The sequence below is a fragment of the Frigoribacterium sp. VKM Ac-2836 genome (genome assembly GCF_013248995.1).
Classification (GTDB): Bacteria; Actinomycetota; Actinomycetes; order Actinomycetales; family Microbacteriaceae; genus Frigoribacterium.
The window spans coordinates 303,272-327,021 of the sequence record NZ_JABRPK010000002.1; the positions used below are offsets into that span (position 1 = coordinate 303,272).

Annotated in this window: 25 protein-coding genes; 14 read left to right on the plus strand and 11 right to left on the minus strand. The window is 71.5% G+C overall.

Going from position 1 to position 23,750, the window contains the following annotated elements:
* Nucleotides 1–41: 41 nt before the first annotated feature.
* Nucleotides 42–560 carry a MaoC family dehydratase gene (locus HRF36_RS07790; protein ID WP_173208667.1) on the plus strand — a complete coding sequence of 173 codons (519 nt, stop codon included), beginning with the start codon at nt 42–44 and terminating at the stop codon, nt 558–560.
* Between the two features lie 251 nt (nt 561–811).
* On the opposite strand, the gene HRF36_RS07795 is transcribed toward HRF36_RS07790, so the two are convergent.
* Entirely contained in the window at nt 812–1,522 is a 711-nt protein-coding gene (locus HRF36_RS07795) for an SDR family oxidoreductase (RefSeq protein WP_173208669.1), read from the minus strand.
* A 109-nt stretch (nt 1,523–1,631) separates the two neighbouring features.
* On the opposite strand from HRF36_RS07795, the gene HRF36_RS07800 reads away from it, so the two are divergent.
* Nucleotides 1,632–2,234, plus strand: coding sequence for a TetR/AcrR family transcriptional regulator (locus HRF36_RS07800; protein ID WP_173208671.1), 603 nt, complete (start codon nt 1,632–1,634; stop codon nt 2,232–2,234).
* 37 nt (nt 2,235–2,271) lie between these two features.
* On the opposite strand, the gene HRF36_RS07805 is transcribed toward HRF36_RS07800, so the two are convergent.
* Complete coding sequence (locus HRF36_RS07805; protein WP_173208673.1) at nt 2,272–3,267, minus strand: NADP-dependent oxidoreductase; 996 nt, start codon at nt 3,265–3,267, stop codon at nt 2,272–2,274.
* Nucleotides 3,268–4,008: 741 nt separating this feature from the next.
* Between HRF36_RS07805 and HRF36_RS07810 the strand changes: the two genes are divergently transcribed.
* Nucleotides 4,009–4,236 (plus strand): hypothetical protein, encoded by a 228-nt coding sequence (locus tag HRF36_RS07810; protein ID WP_173208675.1) that lies wholly within the window; start codon nt 4,009–4,011, stop codon nt 4,234–4,236.
* A gap of 60 nt (nt 4,237–4,296) precedes the next feature.
* On the opposite strand, the gene HRF36_RS07815 is transcribed toward HRF36_RS07810, so the two are convergent.
* Both HRF36_RS07815 and HRF36_RS07820 read right to left on the minus strand, forming a co-directional pair.
* Complete coding sequence (locus tag HRF36_RS07815; RefSeq protein ID WP_173208677.1) at nt 4,297–4,911, minus strand: histidine phosphatase family protein; 615 nt, start codon at nt 4,909–4,911, stop codon at nt 4,297–4,299.
* A 212-nt stretch (nt 4,912–5,123) separates the two neighbouring features.
* Nucleotides 5,124–6,029, minus strand: coding sequence for a LysR family transcriptional regulator (locus tag HRF36_RS07820; protein ID WP_173208679.1), 906 nt, complete (start codon nt 6,027–6,029; stop codon nt 5,124–5,126).
* A gap of 70 nt (nt 6,030–6,099) precedes the next feature.
* On the opposite strand from HRF36_RS07820, the gene HRF36_RS07825 reads away from it, so the two are divergent.
* Nucleotides 6,100–7,263 carry a TDT family transporter gene (locus HRF36_RS07825; RefSeq protein ID WP_173208680.1) on the plus strand — a complete coding sequence of 388 codons (1,164 nt, stop codon included), beginning with the start codon at nt 6,100–6,102 and terminating at the stop codon, nt 7,261–7,263.
* 36 nt (nt 7,264–7,299) lie between these two features.
* Here HRF36_RS07825 and HRF36_RS15515 read toward each other — a convergent pair whose 3' ends face one another.
* Entirely contained in the window at nt 7,300–7,869 is a 570-nt protein-coding gene (locus HRF36_RS15515) for a GntR family transcriptional regulator (RefSeq protein WP_217271087.1), read from the minus strand.
* A 33-nt stretch (nt 7,870–7,902) separates the two neighbouring features.
* On the minus strand, nt 7,903–8,487 hold the full coding sequence (locus HRF36_RS07835) for a DUF1349 domain-containing protein (protein ID WP_173208682.1): 585 nt from the start codon (nt 8,485–8,487) through the stop codon (nt 7,903–7,905).
* A gap of 190 nt (nt 8,488–8,677) precedes the next feature.
* Here HRF36_RS07835 and HRF36_RS07840 point away from each other — a divergent pair, with 190 nt between their 5' ends.
* Entirely contained in the window at nt 8,678–9,724 is a 1,047-nt protein-coding gene (locus HRF36_RS07840; RefSeq protein ID WP_173208684.1) for an NAD(P)-dependent alcohol dehydrogenase, read from the plus strand.
* A 303-nt stretch (nt 9,725–10,027) separates the two neighbouring features.
* On the plus strand, nt 10,028–10,939 hold the full coding sequence (locus HRF36_RS07845; protein ID WP_173208686.1) for an EamA family transporter: 912 nt from the start codon (nt 10,028–10,030) through the stop codon (nt 10,937–10,939).
* 36 nt (nt 10,940–10,975) lie between these two features.
* Here the strand turns inward: HRF36_RS07845 and HRF36_RS07850 are convergent, their stop codons facing one another.
* A complete protein-coding gene (locus HRF36_RS07850; protein ID WP_173208688.1) occupies nt 10,976–11,251 on the minus strand; it encodes a hypothetical protein in 276 nt (91 codons plus the stop codon).
* 226 nt (nt 11,252–11,477) lie between these two features.
* On the opposite strand from HRF36_RS07850, the gene HRF36_RS07855 reads away from it, so the two are divergent.
* From HRF36_RS07855 to HRF36_RS07880, 6 genes are all read left to right on the plus strand, one after another.
* The gene (locus HRF36_RS07855) at nt 11,478–12,404 is read left to right on the plus strand and encodes a phosphate/phosphite/phosphonate ABC transporter substrate-binding protein (protein WP_173208690.1); all 927 of its coding nucleotides are present in this window, start codon (nt 11,478–11,480) and stop codon (nt 12,402–12,404) included.
* Between the two features lie 107 nt (nt 12,405–12,511).
* Complete coding sequence (gene phnC, locus HRF36_RS07860; protein WP_173208692.1) at nt 12,512–13,408, plus strand: phosphonate ABC transporter ATP-binding protein; 897 nt, start codon at nt 12,512–12,514, stop codon at nt 13,406–13,408.
* A complete protein-coding gene (gene phnE, locus HRF36_RS07865; protein WP_173208694.1) occupies nt 13,405–15,135 on the plus strand; it encodes a phosphonate ABC transporter, permease protein PhnE in 1,731 nt (576 codons plus the stop codon). Before phnC ends, phnE begins: the two co-directional genes overlap by 4 nt.
* Complete coding sequence (locus HRF36_RS07870; protein WP_173208696.1) at nt 15,132–16,367, plus strand: TIGR03364 family FAD-dependent oxidoreductase; 1,236 nt, start codon at nt 15,132–15,134, stop codon at nt 16,365–16,367. The genes phnE and HRF36_RS07870 overlap by 4 nt, the downstream gene beginning before the upstream one ends.
* Nucleotides 16,364–17,125 (plus strand): HAD family hydrolase, encoded by a 762-nt coding sequence (locus HRF36_RS07875; protein WP_173208698.1) that lies wholly within the window; start codon nt 16,364–16,366, stop codon nt 17,123–17,125. The genes HRF36_RS07870 and HRF36_RS07875 overlap by 4 nt, the downstream gene beginning before the upstream one ends.
* On the plus strand, nt 17,122–18,339 hold the full coding sequence (locus HRF36_RS07880; RefSeq protein WP_254281159.1) for an alcohol dehydrogenase catalytic domain-containing protein: 1,218 nt from the start codon (nt 17,122–17,124) through the stop codon (nt 18,337–18,339). The genes HRF36_RS07875 and HRF36_RS07880 overlap by 4 nt, the downstream gene beginning before the upstream one ends.
* 20 nt (nt 18,340–18,359) lie before the next feature.
* On the opposite strand, the gene HRF36_RS07885 is transcribed toward HRF36_RS07880, so the two are convergent.
* From HRF36_RS07885 to HRF36_RS07900, 4 genes are all read right to left on the minus strand, one after another.
* Complete coding sequence (locus HRF36_RS07885) at nt 18,360–19,109, minus strand: GntR family transcriptional regulator (RefSeq protein ID WP_173208700.1); 750 nt, start codon at nt 19,107–19,109, stop codon at nt 18,360–18,362.
* Between the two features lie 77 nt (nt 19,110–19,186).
* Nucleotides 19,187–19,930 carry a thioredoxin domain-containing protein gene (locus HRF36_RS07890; protein ID WP_173208702.1) on the minus strand — a complete coding sequence of 248 codons (744 nt, stop codon included), beginning with the start codon at nt 19,928–19,930 and terminating at the stop codon, nt 19,187–19,189.
* A 64-nt stretch (nt 19,931–19,994) separates the two neighbouring features.
* Nucleotides 19,995–20,594, minus strand: coding sequence for a TetR/AcrR family transcriptional regulator (locus HRF36_RS07895; RefSeq protein WP_173208704.1), 600 nt, complete (start codon nt 20,592–20,594; stop codon nt 19,995–19,997).
* A 60-nt stretch (nt 20,595–20,654) separates the two neighbouring features.
* Nucleotides 20,655–21,680, minus strand: coding sequence for an SDR family NAD(P)-dependent oxidoreductase (locus HRF36_RS07900; RefSeq protein WP_173208706.1), 1,026 nt, complete (start codon nt 21,678–21,680; stop codon nt 20,655–20,657).
* Nucleotides 21,681–21,854: 174 nt separating this feature from the next.
* Between HRF36_RS07900 and HRF36_RS07905 the strand changes: the two genes are divergently transcribed.
* Both HRF36_RS07905 and HRF36_RS07910 read left to right on the plus strand, forming a co-directional pair.
* On the plus strand, nt 21,855–22,730 hold the full coding sequence (locus HRF36_RS07905) for an SDR family NAD(P)-dependent oxidoreductase (RefSeq protein WP_173208708.1): 876 nt from the start codon (nt 21,855–21,857) through the stop codon (nt 22,728–22,730).
* 254 nt (nt 22,731–22,984) lie between these two features.
* The gene (locus tag HRF36_RS07910; RefSeq protein WP_173208709.1) at nt 22,985–23,671 is read left to right on the plus strand and encodes a TetR/AcrR family transcriptional regulator; all 687 of its coding nucleotides are present in this window, start codon (nt 22,985–22,987) and stop codon (nt 23,669–23,671) included.
* The last annotated feature ends 79 nt before the right edge of the window (nt 23,672–23,750 follow it).

Below are 23,750 nucleotides of genomic sequence, written 5' to 3' on the forward strand. Positions count from 1 at the left end.
CACCGCGCCTCCTGGGGTCTCGGCCGACCTAGGGTGAAGGCGTGCCCTACGAACCGGACGGGACCGCAGCCGCGGCCGACGACACGTCGCCCTTCGCGCATCGGCTCGCCGACCGCTTCCTCGACGACTACGTGCCCGGCCTCACGCTGGAGCACGGCTCGTACCGCGTCACGGCGGACGAGATCGTCGACTTCGGCCGCCGGTTCGATCCGCACGACATGCACGTCGACGCCGACCGGGCCGCGGCGACGCCCCTCGGCGGGCTCGTGGCCAGCGGCTGGCACACCACCGCCATGATGATGCGCCTGATGGTGGCGTCCTACCTCAACCAGCGCGCCAGCGTCGCGTCGCCGGGCGTCGACGAGTTGCGCTGGTCGGCTCCCGTCCACCCCGGCGACGTGCTCCGCGCCCGATTCACCGTCGTCGACGCCCGCCCCTCGGCCTCCCGTCCCGATCGGGGAGTGGTGCGCACCCGCATCGAACTCCTCGACCAGCACGACCGGGCCGTGATGACGCAGGTCATGACCAACCTGATCCTGTCCCGCCCCGTGGCCGGCTGACCAAGGCCGGTCCGCGACGGAGTCCAGGTCACCCCGCCCGGGTCTCCGGACGCTCGACGACGATGAGAAGAGCCGCGTCCCGCAGCGCCGCGACCTCGCGATGGAGGCCATCGGCGGTCACGTGGCGGCCGGAGGCACCGCCGACGGGCCGTTCCTTGTGGTGATCGAGCGCGCCTGCTGCAGCTGACGCGACGGTGCGAAGGAGGCGAGGTGCCGGTCGGGCCGGCACCGCGCCTCCTGAACGTCACCGGTCAGCGCGCGGCGAGCTGCGGGTAGAGGGCCTCGAGCGGAGCCGACAGGCCCGCCTTCACCTGGCGCGAGGTCTCGTCGGCAAGGACCTCGTGCTCGCCGGCCTCAAGGGCGTCGAGCACGTCGGCGACCAGGGTCGCCGGGTCGGTCTTCGCGTCCGTGACGCCCGCGGCCATGGCGGTGTCGACGTAGCCCACGTGCACGCCGACGACCTGCACGCCCGCGGGCTGCAGCTCGAGGCGCAGGGAGTTCGTGGCCGACCACAGCGCGGCCTTCGTCGCCGAGTAGATGCCGGCGACGGCGTACCAGGAGAGGGCGGAGTGGATGTCGATGATCGCGGTGCCGCCGCCGTGGGCCGAGAGGAGGGGTGCGTAGGCCCGGGCGAGGAAGAGCGGCCCGAGGAAGTTGGTCTCGACGTTGGCGCGGATCTCGTCGTCGGTGTGGCTGAGGATGCCGGGCGTGGGGGTGCTCGCACCGGCGTTGTTGATCAGCACGGTGACGTCGGGCGCCGCCTCGACGACGGCGGCGATCGAGGCGGGGTCGGTCACGTCGAGGGTGAGGGGCACGACGCGATCGTCGTCCCAGGTGCGCGGGGTGCGGGCCGTGGCGTAGACCTTCGCGGCGCCGCGGGCCAGGGCGGCTTCGACGAAGCGGGTGCCGATGCCCCCGTTCGCTCCGGTGACGAGGACGACGGAGCCGGTGATGTCGGTCATGGGTGTTCCTTCCAATGATGCTGCGAAGATGAGGCGGCTCGCGATCGGGCCACCCCTTGCTGACTCATGTCATAATTGAGTTCAGTCAGTTTCTATTCCAGGAGGTCCCGTGTCTTCGGCAGCCCCGTCCCTCGGTCGTCGCGAGCGGAACAAGCAGGAGAAGCTCGAGCGCATCACGCGCGCGGCATCCGACCTGTTCACCCGGCACGGGGTCGACGAGGTCACGACGCAGCAGATCGCCGAGGCAGCCGACGTCGGCGCCGGCACGCTCTTCCTCTACGCCAAGACCAAGGGTGAACTGCTGCTGCTCGCCCAGAACGCGAACTACGCCCGTTCGCTCGACCAGGGTGTGCGCGACGCCGACCGGGCGCCCGGCGTGATCGACGCGGTGGTCGCCCTGCTCACGCCGATCGTCGAGTGCAACCGGGCCCAGGTCGAGAACGGCCGCACCTACCTCCGCGAGATGGTGTTCGGCGACCCGGCCGAGCCGCACCACGCCGAGGCGCTCTCGATCGTGGAACGCACCGAGCGGGCGCTCGCCGGCGTCATCGCCTCTCGCACCGAGAGGGACGAGGCCGAGGCGGCGCGCCTGGCGCACGTCGTGTCAGCGGTCCAGTTCGTCGCGATGGCGTCGGTGGCGGACGAGTCCGTCACCGTGGCGACGATCGTCGCCGACATCCGGACGCAGCTCGAGCTCGTGCTGCCGCGCTGACGGGCGCGACCCGGGGTGTTGGGTCGCCCGGAGCTGGCTACGGGAGGGTGACGACGGCCTTGCCGCGGATGCGGGCCTTGCCGAGCTCGTCGAGCGCGGTCGCCGTCTCGGCGAACGGGTGCGTCGCACCGACGACCGGGCGGATGGCCCCGGCGTCGACGAGCGCGGCGATCTCGCGCAGCTGAACGCCGTCGGCGCGCATCAGCAGGAACTCGTAATGGACCCCGAGTTTCTTCGCTTGGGCGCGAACCTTACGACTGAGGCCGGCAATCGCCAGGCGCACGACCGGATTCAGGCCCGCAGCCTTCGCGAAGGCGGGGGTGGGCGGACCCTGGATGCCGATGGCCAGGCCGCCGGGGCGGAGCACTCGGAGCGACTTCGCCAAGTTGTCGCCGCCGAGACCGTCGAGCACGAGGTCGTAGCCGGACAGTGCCTCCTCGAAGTCCTGGGTGCGGTAGTCGACGACGACGTCCGCCCCGAGTCCGCGGAGGAACTCGGCGTTCGCCGAGGAGGCGGTGGTCGCGACGTGCGCGCCGAGGTGCTTCGCGAGTTGGATCGCGATCGTGCCGACGCCTCCGGCGCCCGCGTGGACGAGCACCTTCTGGCCGGGCTGCAGGTTGCCGCGCTCGACGAGGGCTTGCCAGGCCGTCAGGGCGACGAGGGGCAGCGACGCGGCCTCGACGATGCTGATCGACGTCGGGGCGAGAGCGACGTCGGCTTCGTCGACGGCGATCCGCTCGGCGAAGGTGCCGATCCGGTGGTCGCGGGGGCGAGCGAAGACCTCGTCGCCGGGCTTCAGACTGCGGACCGAGCCGCCGACCTCGATGACGGTCCCGGCGACGTCGTGGCCGAGGACGAGAGGCGCCTTGTACGGGAGGATCAGCTTGAACTCGCCCTCGCGGATCTTGGCGTCGAGGTGGTTCAGGCCGGCGGCGGCGACCTGGACGAGCACGTCGTGATCGCCGACCGTGGGCTCGGGCGCGAGGATCTCGTGCAGCGGCTGCTTGTAGGCGTCGAAGGCGAAGGCTCGCATCGTGGTTCTCCTGGGGTTCTTCCTGGCGTGATCTGATCTGACTCAATAATGAGCACACTCAGTAACAAAGTCAAGAGTCGTCGGCTCGGAGATCACGTGGCCGCAGGTGCGTTCAGGTGCTCTCGTCCACGAGCCCAGGGGCCTCGACGCCTGATGCCCGACGTCGAGCTCGGCCACCGCCAGATCGTCCACGTCGGGGGCCCTGACGGTTGGCGAGCGTCCGAGAACCGCGAGCGTGCCACCCGCTCGGCGTTGCGGGTCGCGGGCCTGGACGCCGAGTTCGTCGCTCGGGTGACTGGACCGCTCACTCGCGCTGGGCTGCAGCCCAGCCCGTCCTCGCCAGTCGAGCTATCGGGGTCCTGACATGGCGCAGGCCGATCACCGGAAGATCCCCTCGCTCGTCGTCTCCGGCGCCGTCGGCCGCCGCTGCGATGGCCGGGGTCTCGGTGGTCCTGTGAAGCGCGCCGGCGGCGCGCCGGCGGGCACCTGTCGTCTCAGGACGAGGTGCCCGCCGTGCCGTAGTCCCCCCAGGGGTGGCCTGTCCGCGGTCATCGGGTCACCTCGGACGGGCACGCACTGCGACGTGCGTCAGCAGGGTCCGGGCTGACAATTCGTCAAGTTAGTGGGCGCCGGTCGCGTTGTTCAGATCCCTTCCGCGCCGTCGTTCCCGCCACGGTCGCGATCGCGCCACTCCCTCACACGACGGGTGCGCCCGCGATGACGTCGACGTAGCGTCGGACCATGGACGACGCGACGAACCAGAACTCCGAGAGCTCCACCGCCACGAAGGTCAACGGTGATTTCTCGCTGGCCGTCGTGTTCGGCGTGGTCGGGTTCACGTTCCTGATGACGCTCGACACTCCATGGGCCTCGCTGCCCATGCTCGCCGTCGCGGGCTTCTACCTGGTAAAGGCCCTCCGCGCCGTGTACCGAGAGCGGAAGGCGCCGACGGAGGCACCCGACGCCTGAGGTGTCCCTCCTGCTTGAGCTGCACCAGCTGACGCCTGTCGCCCCTCCCGCACACCGGCCTCATGCAGGCAGGAGGTTCTCGCCGTCCCACGAGGTCGCCGTCCAGCCCGCCTCCACAGAGCCTTCGAGGACGACGATCCCTGTGTTGCTGACGCCGTGGGTCCGACTGAACGCGGCGTCGACGTTGTCGGCGACGAACGCTGCCCACACGCAGATGGCCGCTTCGTGGGCCACCACGACCACCGTGGCCCCGGGCGGCGTCGTCGCGGTAGACGACGCGACGGCGTCGCCGAACCGAGCCATGAACTCCGTCCCGTTCTCGCCTCCCGGGATGCGCGCCTCCTCGTCTGTCCACCAGCGCTGCATGGTGCCGACGTAGCTGGACCGGGCCTCGGAATAAGGCCGTCCCTCGAGGTCACCGGCCTCGATCTCGTGCAGGCCCTGCACCGGCACATGGGGCACGCCGAGCGACGCGGCAAGCGTCTCGGCCGTCTGGAGCGCCCTGAGGGCACGGGACGAGTGCACGACCGTCACCTGCTCGGCCGCGAGCGTGCCCGACAGTGCGCGCGCCTGCTCGACCCCCGTGGCGGACAGGGGCGGCCCCGGCAGGCGAGAGCCGATCACCTGGGCGGTGTTGTCGGCGGTCTCGCCGTGTCGGATGAGGAGGAGGCGCATCGGTCAGCCGATCGTCCGGCCGCCGCCGGTGACGCAGGCGACTCTGCCGGTGAAGCGAGGGGTCGTGGTGCTCATGAGGTGCCTTTCGGGGACAGGCCCGATTGTGACACGGCGAGGGCCAGCGCCACGGCGACCGGGGGAGCCCCGGCGCGAGCAGCGCCGACCAGCATCCAGGTCGGACCCCCGTCGTGCGGGCCCTCTGCGCTTCGTACTCAGCGCGTCTCTCTCGCCACGCGCAAGAAGGTCGACACCCCTCGGCGCACCTGGTCGGACCAGACCGCATGCAGGAAACGGACGAGGGGCGGGCCGGTCAGTTCGACGCGGACGAGGGTCCCCGCGGCGAGGTCCGTCTCGACCGTTCGCAGGCTCATCGCGGCCGGCGCCATTCCGGCGCGAGCAGTCGACCGGACGATCGCCGTGGTCTCGAGCACGGCTGCGGGAGTGCCGAGTGCCAGCCCGGACCTCTCGAGCCACGCCTCGACCGTCGCCCGTGTTCCGGACCCCGGCTCCCGCAGGAGCAACGCCGCGTCGGCCAGGTCCTCGGCGCTGATGCTCGGCCGCGTCGCCCACGGGTGGTCGGGGGCGACGACGACGACCAGTTCGTCCTCGGTGATCACGGTCGACGAGAGCCCGGACGGGGCGGAGGGGGTCTCCACGAAACCGACGTCGGCGTCACCGGAGCGGACCAGCGCGATGACGGCGGCCGAGTTGTCGGCCAGCAGACGCACCGACGAGTCGGGTGCGCGGCGCCGGAATTCTCGCAACCAGGACGGGGCGAACAGCTCGGCGATGGTCTGCGAGGCCGCCACCACGATCGAGTCGGGCGCGTCGCCCAGCGCAGCGACGCCTTCTTCGAATCGTCGAGATGCCTCGAGGACCGGCCGCCCCAGGTCGAGGAGGAGTCGACCGGTGTCGGTCATCGCTGATCCCTCGGTGGAACGGCGCACGAGAGGCTGGCCCACGGCGCGTTCCGCGGCTCGCACGCGCCCGGACACGGCCTGCTGGGTCACTCCGAGGGCCGAGGCTGCGCGTGAGATCGAACCGGTCTCGGCGACCCGCTCGAGGACTTCGAGGGTGTCGAGGTCGAGTGTTCGATCCGTCAGGCGTTTGGGCGTCACAAGAAGACATTGTGCCCCTCACAAGCCGATCGACGTAGCCGTGACGGTCCGGAACGGAGACGCTTGTCGCATGAGCATCGCCGACACCGCCTCCGCATCGACGCCGACCGGGCCTACCGGAACGCCTCGGAAGCGAATCCTCCAAGAGCTCGAGCGACCCGGCCACATCGTGTCGAACCTGACACCGAACTGGTTCGCCTCCGTCATGGGGACGGGCGTCGTCGCCGTCGCCGCTGCATCGCTCCCATTGCAGTTCCCCGGGCTTCGCACCGGCGCGACGGTCGTCTGGTCGATCTCCGCGGCTCTCCTGGTCGCACTCACGGTCGCCACCGGACTGCACTGGTTGCGCTACCGCAGCACGGCGATGACGCATCACCGACACCCGGTGATGGCCCACTTCTACGGTGCGCCGCCGATGGCGTTCCTCACCGTCGGTGCCGGTGCCCTCTTGCTGGGCAAGGATTGGATCGGGCTGCCCGCCGCCGTCGCCGTCGACTGGACGCTCTGGACGATCGGAACCCTCGGCGGGCTCATCACGGCCGTCCTCGTGCCGTCCCTCGCCTTCAGCCGACACGAGAACGGGCCCGCCGCCGCGTTCGGGGGCTGGCTGATGCCGGTCGTGCCGCCCATGGTCTCGGCCTCGACGGGTGCCCTGCTGCTGCCCTACACACCCGCAGGGCAGGCTCGCGAGACGCTGCTGTGGGCTTGCTACGGTCTCTTCGGCCTCAGCCTGGTCATGTCACTCGTCGTCATCACGCTGATCTGGAATCGACTCATGCAGCATCAGGTCGGCCCTGCCGCGTTCGTGCCGACCCTCTGGATCGTTCTCGGCCCCATCGGCCAGTCGATCACGGCGGTGAACCTCCTCGCGTCGAACGCTCCGACCGCCGTCGACGCCGGTACCGCGCATGCCCTCCTCGTCGTCGCGCTCGTCTACGGGTTCGCGATGCTCGGATTCGGCCTCGCCTGGACGGCCATCGCCCTCACCATCACCGTCCGCACGGCACGTCGGCACCTCCCGTTCAGCCTGACCTGGTGGTCGTTCACCTTTCCGCTCGGCACCTGCGTCACCGGTCTGAACGGTCTCGCGCTGCACTCCGGCCTTGATGCGGTGGGGTACCTCGCGGTCCTCTACTTCGCCGGTCTCGTCACGGCCTGGATCGTCGTCGCCACGAGGACCTTCCACGCCTCGGTCATCCGAGGAACCCTGCTGGTACCCCCGGCGGTCCACTGAGGGACGTCGAGAGGGCCCGCCTTCGGTGCCCGGCCGCTACCCGCGGTTGAGGGCCTGGGCATGCCGGATGATGTTGTCCCAGTTGATGACGGCGTCCGGGTGTTGCAGGTGGAACTGAGCTTGCGATCGAACGCGTCGCTCCGCCTCGGTGATGAGCGGGTTCTCGATCTGGGCCGCGAGGGCGCCGAAGGCGTCGTCGAACGACATCTTGGCCCCGCGATCCTGATCGAGGAGGCGCGGCAGGAGGTCGGCCACGTGCTCGCGTGCATCGCGGAGCGCGTCGGCGGGGACGCGGTCGAGGTGTTCCAGGACGAAGGCGCGGATCATCTGCATGTACTCCGCCGCGCGCCGATAGACGTCAGGTGATCGGTCCGGGACGCGGGTGTAGCGATTGGGTTCCATCTCGATCAGGCCGTCCACCGCGAGCATGGCGAGAGCTTCGCGGATGGGAGTGCGAGACACCTGCAGCCAGGTGGTCAGGTCCGCGTCGTTGATCTTCTCGCCGGGTTCGAGCTGGCCCTTGAGGATCTCTTCCCGAATCGTGGAGTACACGCGATCGCGGATGAGTTGGCGGGGACGCTCGCTGGTCGGCTGGGGAACAGGCATGCATGAAACATATGGCAGGCCGTGGGTCAGGTGTCAATGCTCGGGGTGCAAGCTCTCGTCCGCAGGGGTGGTCGTCCACGAGGTGAAGTGCACGGTGAGGTCGGCACGCGACGGGGCGCAGCAGAACGGACCGGCGCTCACCACGGCATCCGGGGCGAGCGGGGCCACACGGACCAGACGCCACGGCTCGGCGTCGACGCGCGCTCGCACGGTAAGCGCGTCGCCCGACCGGCTGGCGCGGATCGTCACGGTCCGGCCGGTCCAGTCCACGGGGGAGAGCGACCAGTCCGACTCGCCCCGGGTCACCACGGCCCCGAGGCTCTGCTCGCCGTCGCTGAGTTCCACGCCGGCCTTGACCCAGGTCGTGGGGCCGACCGAGACGAAGATCCCGGCCTGGTCGAACTGGGCCGAGAAGTCGAGGACGAACGACACCTCCATCGCCGTGCCCTGGGCGAAGGGCGCGACCAGGGCGTGCTCGGTGTCGTGGACGAACCCGTACGACGTGATGCGCCAGGCGTCGCTGCCCTCGGCCGCCGTGACGCGCATGCCGTCGTCGGAGACGAGGACCGCGGCCGGCTCGGTGGTCCAGGTGCCGGTGGCCCAGGCGATGTCGGTCATGGGGTCCCTGTGCGATTGGACGTGCATCTGTCAAGGTCGTGCAAATCGTACATCCGCTCCTCGGGGGGTCCTGTCCGGGCCTCCCACGATCGGCACGGGAGCGTAGCGTCGAGGTGAGGGGCGATCGTCGTCGAGCGCCGTGTTCCGGCCCGCCTCTCGCCCCCGAACCGAACCCACCCCCAGGAGACCCATGCGCACCGTCAACGCCTACGCCGCACCGTCCGCCACCGAGCCCCTCGTCAAGACGACCATCGAGCGCCGCGACGTCGGCCCCAAGGACGTCATGATCGACATCGCCTACGCCGGCATCTGCCACAGCGACATCCACACCGTCCGTGGCGAGTGGGGCGAGATCCAGTACCCGCAGGTCGTCGGTCACGAGATCGTCGGCACCGTGGCCGAGGTCGGCTCCGAGGTCACCAAGCACAAGGTCGGCGACCGCGTCGGGGTCGGCTGCATGGTCAACTCCTGCGGCGAGTGCGAGTACTGCAAGCGTGGAGACGAGCAGTACTGCGCCAAGGGCAACACCGGCACCTACACGAGCGTCGACCCAGCCGACGGCACCGTCACCCAGGGCGGCTACTCGCAGGCAGTCGTCGTCACCGAGGACTTCGTGCTGCGCGTGCCCGAGTCGCTCGACTACGACAAGGTCGCACCGCTGCTCTGCGCCGGCATCACGCTCTACTCGCCGCTGCACCACTGGGGCGTCACCGAGGGCACCAAGGTCGCCATCGTCGGCATGGGCGGCCTCGGCCACATGGGCGTGAAGATCGCCGCCGCGCTCGGAGCCGACGTCACCGTGCTCTCGCAGACCACGTCGAAGAAGGACGACTCGCTGCGCTTCGGCGCCAAGGCCCACTACGCGACCAGCGAGGAGCAGACCTTCACCGACCTGGCGAACTCGTTCGACCTGATCATCAACACCGTCTCGGCGAAGATCGACATGGGCGCCTACCTCGGCCTGTTGGCCGTCGACGGCACGCTCGTCAACGTCGGAGCGCCCTCCGAGCCCCTCGAGGTGCCCGCGTTCGCGCTGATCCCCGCCCGCCGAAGCTGGGCCGGCTCGGCCATCGGCGGCATCCGCGAGACCCAGGAGATGCTCGACTTCTGCGCCGAGCACGGCATCGTGCCCGAGACCGAGCTGATCGACGCCGACCAGATCAACGAGGCCTACGACCGCGTCCTGAAGTCCGACGTGCGCTACCGCTTCGTGATCGACGCGGCGACCTTCGCCTGATCCGAGCCCGCTCCGAGGCGGCCTGCCGGCCGCGATCGGCCATGCACCCGGTTTCGGACCGTGCACCCAGAAGTTTTCGGGTGCGTGGTCCGGAACCGGGTGTTTCGTCACCGACGTCAGTTAACCCACCGGACACCCGCCACCCCTACGCTGACCACGACAGCGCCTAGGGTTCCGGGGTCTCACGATCCGACTGGTCCGAGCGGCGCCACGGTCGGGCGCCATCGCCGGGCCGTCATCTGAACGGACAAAAGCCTGGAGGACCCGTTCGGCGCGCCCCGCGCCGAGCCGATGGGTCCTCGCATGTCCACCACCGCCCTCCTGCTCGTCCTCGCCGCCGCCGTCTGTCACGCCGGCTGGAACATCGTCGCCCACGGCGTGAGCCGCCTCGGCACCCCCTTCCTCTGGTGGGGAGCCGTCGCCAGCGCCGTGCTCTGGCTGCCGGTCGTCCCGTTCACGGGCGGCCTCGGTGAGAGCGCCGGCGGTCTCGCGGTCGGGGCGGGGGTCTCGGCCGTGCTGCACGTCGTCTACATGACGGTGCTGCAGCGCGGCTACGCGGTCGGCAACCTGTCGACCGTCTACGCGACGGCGCGCGGCAGCGGCCCCGCCGTCAGTGCCGGCCTCGCCGTCCTGCTGCTCGGCGAGCAGCTCCCGGTCACGGCCGTCGTCGGCATCGCCGTGGTGGTCGTGGGCGTCGTGGCGACCGGGCTCATCGACCGCAGCCCGAGCACGTCACCGGCGTCGCGCCTCCTGGGCTCTTCTGAGCCGAGCGCACCGGCAAGGGCGCGCCCGCGCCTCGATCCCGGCATCGCCTGGGGCCTGCTCACCGGCCTCGCCATCGCGAGCTACACGATCTGGGACGCTCATGCCCTGCGCACCTGGGGCCTCTCGCCCGTGTCGTTCATGGTCGGCGTGACGCTCGTCGAGATCGTCTTCTACAGCGCGTCGCTCGGCCGACGGCGGGACGAGCTCGTCGCCGTCGCCCGCCGGCACTGGCCGCGGGTGCTGGCCTTCGGTGTGCTGTCGCCTCTGTCGTACATCCTCGTGTTGACGGCGATCCAGACCGCGCCGGTCGCCCTCGTCGCTCCCGCCCGCGAGACGAGCGTGGTCATGGTCGCCGTGTTCGGCGCCCTCGTGCTGCGCGAGGGGTCGCTCGTCCGGCGGCTGACGGCCTCGACGGTCGTGCTCGGCGGCATCGCCCTGCTCGCCCTCTGACGCGCGCGTCGGGCAGTGCAGGAGGCGCGGGTCGGCCTACAGGAACCCGGTCACCGCGACGGCGACCGCGGCGAGCAGCGCGACGGCGGCGAGCACCTTCGACGAGCCCATGACGAGTCGGCGCCTCGGCCCGCCGTCGTACGGCTCGTCGTCGGCGTCGCGCAGTTCGGGCGGCAGCTCGGCCTCGTGTCGTCGGGCCTCCTCGACCTCGCGATCGCGGGCGACGAGCAGCTCGAGTTCGCGGTGGGCATCGTCCGACCAGGTCGCGAGGTCGTCGCCGGGAGAGTCGGGGGTGCCGTCGTCGGGTCGCATGCGGAGGCCTTCGTCGCGGGGGGCAGGGCGGGGTGGTCGTCCGAGGGTAGACCGCCCCACCTGGACCCGCCATGACCGGACGCGCACCACGGCTAGCTCGCGATCACCTGGCCCAGGTTAGGCAGACAAGAGGTGAACTCTCGTTGAACGGGCCCGAAGATAGGTTCCTATGTTGCTCCGAGGCGTGTCACCATCGTCACGTCCTGCTCCCACCCGAAAGGCCGTCATGACCCTCCGCCGTCCCCGCGCCGCGACCGCCCTCGTCGGCGCCGCCCTGCTCGCCGTCACGCTCTCCGCCTGCGCGACCCCCGCCTCCTCGGCCACCGGCTCGTCCGACGCGGCCGGCGGTTACGCGGTCGACGACAGCACCCTCGTCTTCGGCGTCGTGCCCGACTCGGTCGACACCGAGACCAACTACCAGCCGCTGATGGACTACCTCTCGAAAGAGACCGGCAAGACGGTCGAGTATCACGAGTCGACCGACTACGCGGCCCTGATCGAGGCGAGCATCGCCGGCCAGATCGACGTCGCCTCGTTCTCGGGCTTCACCTACGTCACCGCCACCAACAACGGTGCCGAACTGACGCCGATCTCGTCGATCACGACGGCCGAGGGCCAGGAGCCCGGCTACTACTCGCAGGCCATCGTGCCGAAGGGCAGCGACATCACGTCGATCGCGGACATGAAGGGCAAGAAGATCTGCTTCGTCGACCCGTCGTCGACCTCGGGTTACCTGTTCCCGAGCTATGCGCTGCTCGAGGCCGGCATCGACCCCGAGAAGGACATCACCCCGGTCTTCGCCGGCAAGCACGACGTCAGCGTGCAGAAGGTCGGCGAGGGCACCGAGTGCGATGCGGGCTTCGCGGAGGACAGCGAGGTCGCCAAGAGTGACGCCGTCGACGTCATCGACCAGCAGATGGTGCCCGGTGCCCCGATCGTCGAGTCGAACTCGCTGCCCGACGACGTCAAGACCCAGCTGAAGGACGTCCTCTCGAACGTCACCGCCGACGACATGGTCGCCGCGGGCATCGAGGGCGCCGACAGTGAGGGCTTCCGTGCCGTGTTCTTCCAGACCACGCCCGTCGACGACGCGTACTACGACCAGATCCGCGACATCTGCGAGAAGACGAACGCCTCGCAGTGCACGGCCTGACCCGCACGACGTAGCCGATCCACACCCCAGGAACTCGCTCAGACCCTCGCGCACGCGTGGGGGTCTCGGCGACTTCCTGGGGTCTGACCGAACCAACCGGAGACAGCATGACGCAGCACACCGCCCCGACCGAGACCGTCGTCTCGCTCGCCGGCATCACCAAGCGCTTCGGCGACACCGTCGCGCTCGACGACGCCTCTCTCGACGTCCGGCGCGGCGAGGTGGTCGTGCTGCTGGGCCTGTCGGGCTCGGGCAAGTCCACCCTCCTGCGGCACGTCGACGGCCTGGACCGGCCGACCGATGGCCGTGTCACGGTGCTCGGCCGCGAGGTCACCGGCCTCACCGGGCGAGCCCTGCGGCAGCTGCGCAGCGAGGTCGGGTTCATCTTCCAGCAGTTCGAGCTCGTGCCGTCGCTGACCGTGCTCGAGAACGTGCTGACCGGATCGCTCGCGAGCCTCCGCGGACCCCGGCTCGGGCTCTGGTCGTACGGTCGCTCGGCCAAGGTCGAGGCGCTGGCACGGCTCGAACGCGTCGGCCTGCTCGACCGGGCCTACCAGCGTGCCGACACCCTCTCGGGCGGTCAACAGCAGCGCGTCGCGATCGCCCGCGCCCTCATGCAGCGACCTCAGGTGCTGCTCGCCGACGAGCCGGTCGCCTCGCTCGATCCCGAGTCGAGCGACCAGGTGATGGCACTCATCCGCGAGATCGCCGCCGACGAGGGGCTCACCGTGATCTGCAGCCTGCACCAGGTCGACCTCGCCCTCTCATGGGCCGACCGCATCGTCGGTCTGCGCCACGGTCGCGTCGTGCTCGACACCGAGACCGAGGGCCTGTCGAAGGCCCAGGTGATGGAGATCTACGGCCGAGTCGCCACGAGCACCGACCAGTTCGAGGCCATCGAGCTCGAGTTGAGTGCTGCGGGCGTCCTGGGCGCCGGCGGCGCCGCAGACGCCCGGGGCACCGCAGGAGGCGCGGCGTCCGTCACCGGGGACACCGTCCGATGACCGCCGTCACCGAGCGCCCGCGCACGACCGGGGCGTCCTCCGCTCCTGTCACCGCGCCTCCCCGCCGCAGGGTCTCGCCTGAGCGCGTCGCGGCCGGTCTCACCCTCGTCGCCCTGTTGATCGCGAGCCTCGTGGCCCTGCGCAGCGTCGACGTCGATCCCGCGCGGATGCTGCAGAGCTGGGCGAACGCCGAACGGTTCTTCGGCCGGGTCGGGGCGATCGAGTTCCCTCCGCTCGGTGAGCTGCTGCAGCTCACCGCCCTCACGCTCGGCCTCGTGATCTGCGGCACCCTGCTCGCCGCCGTCCTGTCGGTGCCGATCGCCGTGCTCGCGGCCGCGAACACCGCCCCCGGCCCCGGGTGGCGCGCGGCCGCCCGCTTCGTGACCGTGCTCGCGCGGGCCGTGCCCGACGTCGTTCTCGCCATGGTGTTCGTGCTGCTCTTCTCGCTCGGCACGCTGCCCGGCATCCTGGCCATCGGCCTGCACTCGGTCGGCATGATCTCGAAGCTCTTCGCCGACGCGATCGAGCAGATCGACGAGGGGCCGCGCACCGCCGTCCGCGCCGCCGGAGGCAGCCGACTTCAACAGTTCACCGCCGGGGTGCTGCCCCAGGTGCTGCCCTCGTGGGTGGCGACCGTGCTGCACCGCAACGACATCAACCTCCGTGGCAGCGTGATCCTCGGCTATGTCGGGGTCGTCGGTCTCGGCAGGGAGATGTCGTTCGCCTTCAAGTCGCTCGACTACGGGCTCGGCCTCGGCTACGCCCTCGTCATCTTCGTGCTCTGCGTCGTCATGGAGGTCGTCTCGAGCAGCGTCCGGGCCGCCATGCTCGGCATCACGCCGACCGGCCGTGGTCTCGGCGACCGCGTCGTCCGACGGGCCACCAGGAGGCGCGGGGCCGGTCACCCCGCCCCGTCGCGGCCTGCGCCCACGACCGTCGAGTCCGCGCTCCGGCGCCCCTGGGACCGCGCCCGTCGACGCGACGTCTCGTGGGGGTGGCTCGCCGTCGCCGTGGTCGTCGCGAGCATCGCCGTGTGCGACGTCGCCTGGTCCGACCTCGTCACCGTCTGGGCGAAGGTGCCCGCGGTCGCGACGCAGTTCTGGCCGCCGTCGTTCGGCAGTTACGAGGCCTCGACGATGGTGGCTGCCATGGGCGAGACGATCGCCATCGCGCTCGCCGCGACCGTGCTGACCCTCGTCGCCTCGATCGTGGTCGGGTCGCTCGCGGCCCGTAACGTCGCCCCGAGCCGAGGGGTGCGCAGCGGCATGCGCCTGCTGCTCGTCGGCATCCGGGGGGTGCCCGAAGTGATCCTCGCCATCGTGCTGATCGTCGTGACCGGGCTCGGTACGCAGGCCGGCACCCTCGCCCTGGCACTCGGCGGTGTCGGGCTGCTCGGCAAGCTGCTCGCCGACTCGTTCGAGGAGGTCTCGCCGGGCCCCGAGCGCGCTCTCTCGGCCACCGGGGCGAGTCGCGTGCAGGTGTACGCCGGAGCGACCCTGCCGCAGGGCACCCGTGCCGTGATCGGCCACACCTTCTACATGCTCGACACCAACCTGCGGGCCGCGACCCTGCTCGGCATCGTCGGGGCCGGGGGAGTCGGCTACTACCTGCTCAACGCGAGCCAGGGCTCGAACTACGGGACTGTCACGGCGATCGTGCTGATGATCCTCGTCGCGGTCCTGACCGTCGAGGGGCTCGCCATCTGGATGAGGAGGGTCTTCCGATGACCGCGACTCACGACACGGCCCGACACGCGGCGGCACCGCACGACGTGGTCGTGGTCGGCTCGGGCATCGTCGGCCTCGGTGCCGCCCTCGCCGCCCTGGACCGGGGGCTCACGGTGCTGGTCGTCGACCGCTCCCCGGTGATCGGCGGTTCGACGGTTCGAAACTTCGGCCACCTCTGCCTCACCCCGCAGAGCGGCGAGGCCCGCCGCCATGCTCTCGCCGCTCGCCAGCTGTGGCTGCGACTGGCCCGCGACGCCGGCTTCTGGCTGTCGGAGCGGGGCACACTCGTCGCCGCCCGGCACGTCGACGAGCTCGATCTGCTCGACGAGCTGGCCCTCACCCGGACCGACCGTGTGCTGGGCGACCGGCCCGAGATCGAACGGCTCGACGCGGCCGAGCTGTCCTGCCTGGCCCCGGTCGCTCCCGGTGTGGCCGTCGGCGGTGCCCTGCTCCCGTACGACCTGCAAGTCGACCCGAGAGCGGCGGCCGACGCGATCCGCCGGCACCTCGAGACGCGAGGGGTGCACTTCCTGGCCCGCACCTCCGTGGGGTCGGTCTCGTCGGGACGCGTCGAGACGAGCCGCGGGCCGATCGACGCCGGGACGGTCGTCGTCGCGACCAACCACGACCTCGATCAGCTCTTGCCCGACCTCGCCGACCGGCATGCCCTCGAGAGATGTGGCCTCGACATGCTGCGGGTGCGGGTGGACCTCGCCCGGCCGCTCGTCGCCCCACTGTTGACCGGTTGGTCGCTGATCCGCTACAGCGCCTTCGCCGGCACCGGTGCGGCGGAGGCGGTGCGGTCCCGCCTGCACACCGAGCGCCCCGACCTGGCAGCGATGGATCTCAACCAGATGTACACGCAGCTGCCCGACGGCTCGGTGATCGTCGGGGACAGCCACCGGAAGGGCGCCGCGATCGCGCCGTTCCAGGACGAGCGGATCGCCGACGCCTTCCTCGACGAGTTCCGCGTGCTGTTCCGCGCCGAACCGGTCGTCACCGAGCGGTGGCAGGGCGTCTACGCCTCGGGCCGAGACGAGTTCGTCGTCGACGAGGTCGCCCCCGGCGTGCTCGTCACGGTCGTCTCGACCGGCATCGGCATGACCACCGGGCTCGGGCTGGCCGAACACGTCGTCGGGGCGCACCTCGACGGCGGGCGCGACCGGGCGCTCGACCCCGGAGTCCACACCTCGACCGCCACCTCGCCCCTCACAGAGAGCCTCACCGCATGAGCACCACGCCCGCCACTACCCCGCCCGCCAGTGCCGTCTCGGAGGCCGCGACTCCGATCGAGCTCGTCGTGCTCGACATGGCCGGCACGACCGTCGTCGACGACGGCGTGGTCGAACAGGCCTTCTCCCGTGTCGCCGACCGGGTCGACCTCGGCCCGACGCTGAGCCGAGACGAGGCGCTGAACTACGTCCTCGACACGATGGGCCGCTCGAAGATCGACGTGTTCCGTCACCTCACGGGCGGCGATGAGTCGCTCGCGCAGCGAGCCGCCGGGGAGTTCGAGGTGGCCTACGGCGAACTGGTCGACGAGCTCGGGGTCGACCCCATCGAGGGCGCGAGCGACGTGATCGACGCCCTCCGCGCCTCGGGGACGTCGGTCGTGCTGACCACGGGCTTCTCGCCCGTCACGCGTGACCGCCTGCTCGATGCCCTCGGCTGGACGGTCGACGCCGCCCTCTCGCCGGTCGACGCCGGTCGCGGCCGCCCCGCACCCGATCTCGTGCTGACCGCGCTGCTGCGCACCCGCGCGTCGTCGGTCGCCGCCGTCGCGGTCGTCGGCGACACCGTCAGCGACGTCCTCTCGGGGCGCTCCGCCGGGGCGGGCCTCGTCGTGGGCGTCACCACGGGCGCACACACCCGCGAGCAGCTGCTCGCCGCGGGGGCCGACGTCGTGCTCGACAGCGTCCGCGACCTCGTCGCGCTGCCGGCCTTCGCCGAGGTCGTGAGCACCGGTGCGTCGACGACCGCGGTCGCATGACGACCGCCCTGCCGCGGAGCGCATCGCTGCCGCCGACGAGGGTGCTGCCGCGGCCGACGGACCAGGAGGCGCGGGCCGCGTCCCCGACGGACGTCACCTCCTCGGCCACCCTCCCCCTCGACCCGGCCCCGACCGCGATGGTGTGGCTCGAACCCGGCCGTCCGCACGAGGCCGTCGCGGTGCCCTCGATCGTGCTCGCTCCCGGCGACGCCCTCGTCGAGGTCGAACTGACGACGATCTGCGGCTCGGACGTGCACACCGCCAGGGGCGACCGGACCGCGCCCGCGCCGCTCGTGCTCGGTCACGAGCAGGTCGGTCGCGTGGTCGCCCTCGGACCGGGGGCGATCGCCGTGGACGGGACGCCGCTCGCCGTCGGGCAGCGCGTCGTCTGGTCGTTGACCGTCTCGTGCGATCGGTGCGCGACCTGCCGACGCGACCTGCCGCAGAAGTGCGAGTCGGTGCGGAAGTACGGCCACGAGCGGCTCGCCGCGGGGTGGGAACTGAGCGGCGGCTTCGCCACGCACGTGCACGTGCGGTCGGGCACGGCGATCGTCCCGGTCGAGGCCGACCTGCCCGCCGAGCTGCTGGCCCCGGTGTCGTGCGGCACGTCGACCGCCGTGGCCGCGCTCGACGCCGCCTCGGCGATCGTGCCCCTCGACGGAACCGTCGTGCTCGTGACGGGGGCCGGACTGATCGGCCTCACGGCGACCGCGCTGGCCACCGACGCCGGGGCCCGGGTGGTCGTCGTCGACCCGGACCCCGCCCGACGACGACTGGCCGTCCGCTTCGGCGCGGTCTCCACCGCCGATCCGTCGGCCGCACCCGGCTCGGGCGACGACCTCACCACCGCGTTCTCGACCGCGGGCGGCGCACCCCTGGTCGCCGTCGAGGCCTCGGGGTCGCCGCACGCGGTGGCCTCGGCGCTCGCCGCCCTGGGCGTCGGCGGTGTGGCCGTGCTGGTCGGCAGCGTGTTCCCCGCCCCGGCGGTGCCGTTCGACGCCGAGAGCATCGTGCGACGTCTCGTGACCGTCCGCGGCGTGCACAACTACGCCCCGCGGCACCTCGTCGAGGCCGCCCGCTTCGTCGAACGGAGGTCCGCTGTCTGGCCGCTCGACGCGCTCGTGGGCGAGGTCGTCGCCCTGCGCGACCTCGACGCCGGGATCGCGGCCGCCGGGGCGGGTGGGTCGGTGCGGGTGGGCGTCCGACCGGGCTGACGGGGGCGGTGGAGCGCTGCTCAGGGGCCGATCGCGCGGATGAAGTGATCGCCCTCGCGGGCCCGGCCCGACGCCGAGACGGTGAAGCGGACGATGTCGCTGCGGTACCGGTCGTCCGAGGCTTCGAAGGTGCGGCCGTCGGCGCCTCGCGTGATGCGGTGCAACCGCAGGATCGGCGTGCCCTGCTCGACCCCGAGCAGCTCGGCGTCGAGCTCGTCGGCCGCGACCGCGTCGATCTCGTGGTCGATGTCGGCGTAGCCGAAGCCTCGGGAATCCAGGTACTCCGTGATCGACACCGTGTCGAGGTCGACGTCGAACAGCACACGGCCGACCTCTTCGATGAAGGTCAGGCGCTCGAGCATGGTCGGGCGACCGTCGACGAGCCGCAGCCGGACGACGTCGACCACGAGGGCGCCCGTCTCGATTCCGAGCGACCGGGCCTTGTCGTCGTCGGCGCGGCGCAGCGACACCTCTTGCGTGCGGGCGCCGGGCTCGCCCCCGACGTCGCGCACCCACTTGGTGAAGGGGATCGACACGTCGACCGGGTGATGCGCCTTGCGTGCGACGACCCGCGCCGGGCGTCCGCGCCGGGTCTCGACCAGGCCCTCGGAACGCAGGGCGGCGAGGGCGTTGCGGATCGGCCCGCGAGAGGTACGCCACTGCTCGGCCAGTTCGCCCTCGCTCGGCACGTCGTCGCCGACCGCTAGGTCGCCGCTCAGGATGCGCCGCCGAAGGTCGTCGGCGATCTGCTCGTAGAGGGTCGAAGGCACGTGCGGATCTTACCGAGCGGTCCGCACGTCGGGCAGATCACCGGGTCGGGCCGGGTCGGCTCCCGGTCAGCTCCCGGTCAGCTCGTCTGGTCGCGATAGAAGTTCGAGAATGCTTCGGTCTCGTCGCTGTCGCCCTCGAAGACGGTGCCGTCGACCACCACGGTCGGGACGTGCTCGATGGCCGGGATGTCGGTCGTCGCCGACAGGGGCCCCGTTACGGCCGCCTGGGTCCACCGATCGACCCAGGCGCGGTAGGAGGCGGTCCGAGGGGTGGTGAGGTCGAGCGTGACGTCGAGGGACGAGGCGATACGGGTCAGCTGCTCGTCGTCGAGCCCCGGGGTGTTCTCGTCGGGTTGCTGGTCGAACAGCGACTGGACGAATCGCGGAGTCTCGTCAGGGTGCTCGGCCGCCATCTCGACGAGGGCCGCGGCAGCGCGGGTGGAGTACCGGGTGCCCTGCGAGAGCCGGTTCAACAGGGCCAGGGGATGCACGCGAACGGTCGTCAGGCCGGCGGCCGCGTCGTCGAACAGCAGCTGACCCGAGCCCTGCTCGAACAGGCGGCAGTACGGGCACAGCGGATCGACGAAGAGGTCGACCACCTTCTCGCCCGACCCGATCTGCAGGTACCCGTCGTCGAAGTGCGCCCCGCCGACCGTTCCGGTGAGGTCTGCGGGGGCAGCCTCGGACGGCGTCGGCGAGGCGGACCGTGTGGCGGGTGCGGGCACCGCCGCACCTGCTGAGCAGCCGGTCAGCACGAGCGAGACGGCGACGAACGCGACGGCGGTCGCGAGGCGCGTGGGGCGGAGGGGGCGGAGGGGCATGACGACACCTGCTGATCTTCGACGTGGACGGGATGCGTCCGACCAGAATGCCACATGCTTCGTGTCAGGCGGGCCGGGCCCCGACGCCGTCGAACAGCAGGTCCACGGTGGTCTCGAGCGCGGCGGGCCCGGGGTCGCGGCGGGTCACGACGTGCAGCAGCACCGTGCCGATCAGTGACTCGACCAGGGCGTCGAGGGGCGCGTCGTCCCGGATCTGCCCCACGCGCCTCCCGGATTCGAGGCGCTCGAGCAGCGCCGCCCGCGTCACCGAGGTGACGCGCTCGTCGTACTGAGCGGCGACGGCGGCGTCCTCGGCCGTCGCGGCGATCGTCGCGCGGATCAGCCCGCCCGCCTCGGCCGAGGCGAACGTGGCGAAGGAGGCGCGGAGCCAGTCGCCGACGTCCCGGCGCACGTCGCCCGTGTCGGCCATCTCGTGGTGCGGCAGCAGATGGCCCGAGAGCATGCCCTCGGCGACGAGTGCGGCCTTCGCGGGGTACCAGCGGTAGATCGTCGCCTTGCCGACCCCCGCCGCCGCCGCGATGCGGTCGAGCGAGAGCTTGTCGTAGCCGCGCTCGGCCAACTCGTCGCGGGTCGCGTCGAGGATCGCCAGGCGGGCGGCCTCGCTGCGGGTGCGGCCGGGGCGGGCGGGGCGTGCGGCGGTCATCGGTCCATCTTCGTGCACGCCCCACCCGCCCGGCCCGCCGGGACCCGCTGCGACCGGCTCCTACTGGACCGACCAGCCGCCGTCGCTCGCCAGGATCGCGCCGTTGACGTTCACCGCGTCGTCGCTCAGCAAGAACGTGATCGACGCCGCCAGTTCTTCGGCGGTCGCGATCGTCGGGATGGCCGCCTGGAACGGCCGCAGCCGGGCCGAGCCCGCCTCGGACACGTTCGCCGGGAACGGGATGCCCGTCGCGACGCCACCGGGCGCCACCGCGTTGACCCGGATGCCCTCCTTCGCGTACATGAAGGCCGCCGATTTCGTCAGCCCGACCACGCCGTGCTTCGACACCGTGTACGCGTTGCCCGACGCGTTGCCGCGCAGCCCCGCCTCGGAGGCGACGTTGACGACCGAGCCGCGACCGGCCCCGAGCATGACCGGGATCACCGCGCGCGACAGCTTGAACCCTCCGGTCAGGTTGATGCCGATCACGCGGTCCCACATCGCGTCGCTCGTCTCGTGCAGCGGCGAGAAGTCGTCGTTGATGCCGGCGATGTTGGCCAGGCCGTCGATGCGGTCGCCCGCGGCCACGACGACGGCGTCGATGTCGTCCTGCTTCGTGATGTCACCCGCCACGGTGACCACGTCGGCGTCGGGCAGGGAGGCGGCCAGCGCCTCCAGCTTGTCGGCGAAGAGGTCGACCGCGACGACGCGACCGCCCTCGCGGGCGACCCGGGAGGCGGTGGCGCGGCCGATACCGGACGCGGCGCCCGTGACGATCACGGTCTTCCCGGCGAAACGGCCGGGGGTGACGGTCTCGCGCCACGGGCCCGATCCGTCGTCGACGTCGTCGGGCACGACGCCGCCGTTGACCTGCAGCACCAGGCCGTCGACGAGCTCTTGCGGCAGCTGCCCCTGGCTCATCGCCACCAGTTGCTGCAGCGGGAGGCCGCGGACCGGGGCCAGCGTGCTCTCGTCGAACGCGCCTCCTCGCCCGAGTGCTGCGCGCATCGCCGGGCCGCCCTCGGGGTGGTCGAGCCAGGTGCCGATGGTGCTGGAGCCGGTCAGGGGGGCGGTGGCGTCGGGCATGTCGTCTCTTCTCTGAGGAGGGTCCGGTGGTCGGGACGCGAGGACGGCCCGAATCGAAACAAGTTGTCTCGTAATTGCACGGTACCGTCTGCTGACCTTCACGTTGCTGAACGCCTGCCGAGAGAACGCCGACCGCCGACCCACCCCCGGCGCATCCCGCCTAGCGTCCCCTGCATGACCGTCACCCTGCCTCCCGCCGCCCGCCTCGACGACCGGACCGTGGTCGTCACCGGAGCCAGCTCGGGCATCGGCCGCGCCGCCGTCCGCGAACTCGCCCGCCTCGGAGCCACCGTGGCCGTGGTCGGTCGCAATCCCGACCGCACCCGCACGGTCGCGCACGAGATCGGTGGCCGCGCCTACCTCGCCGACTTCTCCGACCTGTCGAGCGTGCGCGACCTCGCCGAGCAGCTGCTCGCCGAGAACCCGCGCATCCACGTGCTCGCCAACAACGCGGGGGCCACGGTCCCCGAGCGCGCGCTCACGGTCGACGGCCACGAGACGACGTTCCAGGGCAACCACCTCGCTCCCTTCCTGTTGACCGCCTTGCTGACGCCGCGCCTCCTCGAGACGGCGAAGGAGGCGCCGGCCGGGTCGGTCCGCATCGTCCAGACCGCGAGTGCGGGCAACCTCTTCGGCAAGGTCGACCTGGACGACCTCGACAACGCGCGGGGTGCGTGGGCCGGGGGCTTCCGGGCCTACGGCACCTCGAAGCTGCTCAACGTGCTGTTCACGCGCGAGCTCGCCCGACGCCTGCCCCGCGCCGGCGGCGGGGTCGACGCGTTCGCGTTCCACCCCGGGTTCGTCGCCTCGGGCTTCGGCGGCGACGGCGCGTTCATGACGGCCGCCAAGCGCCTGGCGGTGTCGACCGAGGACGGTGCCGAGCCGCTCATCCGCCTGGCCGGCGCCGCGACCGTGCCCGCCCCGAGCGGCAACTACTTCGACCGCCTGAAAGCCCCCGGCCGCGTCGCCCGGCAGGCGAACGACGCCGACCTCGCCCGTCGCCTGTGGGACGAGAGCGCGCGCCTCGTCGACCTCGACGAGACCATCTAGCGCGGACCGCGCCCGCGCCCGCGCCCGCACCCGCACCCGCCCACGACCTCGCCTCTGGCTCGTCGAGTGGTCGCAAAACGTCCTTCGGCGGTGATCGAAGGACGCTTCGAGACCACTCGACCGCCCGGGGCGACGGGGACGAGGAGGCGCGGGGCGGGTGGGGTACGACAGGTAGCCTCGCAGCCTCTCAAGTCCCAGCGACTGCCCAGCCGATCTGGGTGCACCGAGTGCGTCGCTGCACTTAGTGTAGGCAGGTGACCGTCAAGAGCCTGGTGCCCGATCGCCGTGCCGCCCTCAAGGCGAAGCACCGCCAGGCGATCGTCGACGCCGCCGACGCTCTCATCGCCGAGCGTGGCGCACCCCGGTTCAGCGTCGACGAACTGGCCGAGCGGGCCGACGTCTCGCGACGCACGGTCTTCAACCACTTCTCGTCGCTCGACGAGGTCGTCATGACGGCCTGCACCCGCGTGCTCACCGGCGCCGTCGACGAGTTCCGGGCCGCGACGGCCGCGACGCCCGTCGGTGACGGCAGCCGCGCCTCCTTGTTCGCCGAGGTCATCCAGGCCATGCAGGGCATCGACCTGCCGTCCGTCGTCTCGTACCTCTGGGGCGTCCTCGGCGACGACGGCGGCGACCCGCGGTCGCACAGCCTCATCCAGGACGTCTTCACCCGCGTCACCGAGCAGCTCTCGATCGAGATGGCCGAGCGCAGCCCCGCCACCGACCCGCTCGAGGCCGAGGTGCTGGTCAGCTCGCTGATGAACGGCATCGCCGTCGTCGCCCGTCACTGGATCATGCGCACCGGCGCCGTGGTCGACCAGGGCACCCGCGCGGTCTGGGCCGACCTGCTCGAGCGCATGGTGACGAGCATCCGCACCGGCTACGGGCCCCCGGCGACGGCCGCCACGGCCCCGGCGGAACCCGACCCGGCCACCCCCTGACCCGTCGGTCGGCCTGCCCGGCCGACCCGTACCTCCTTCTCGACGACGCGACGTGAGGCCCACCCCCGCACCCCGCATC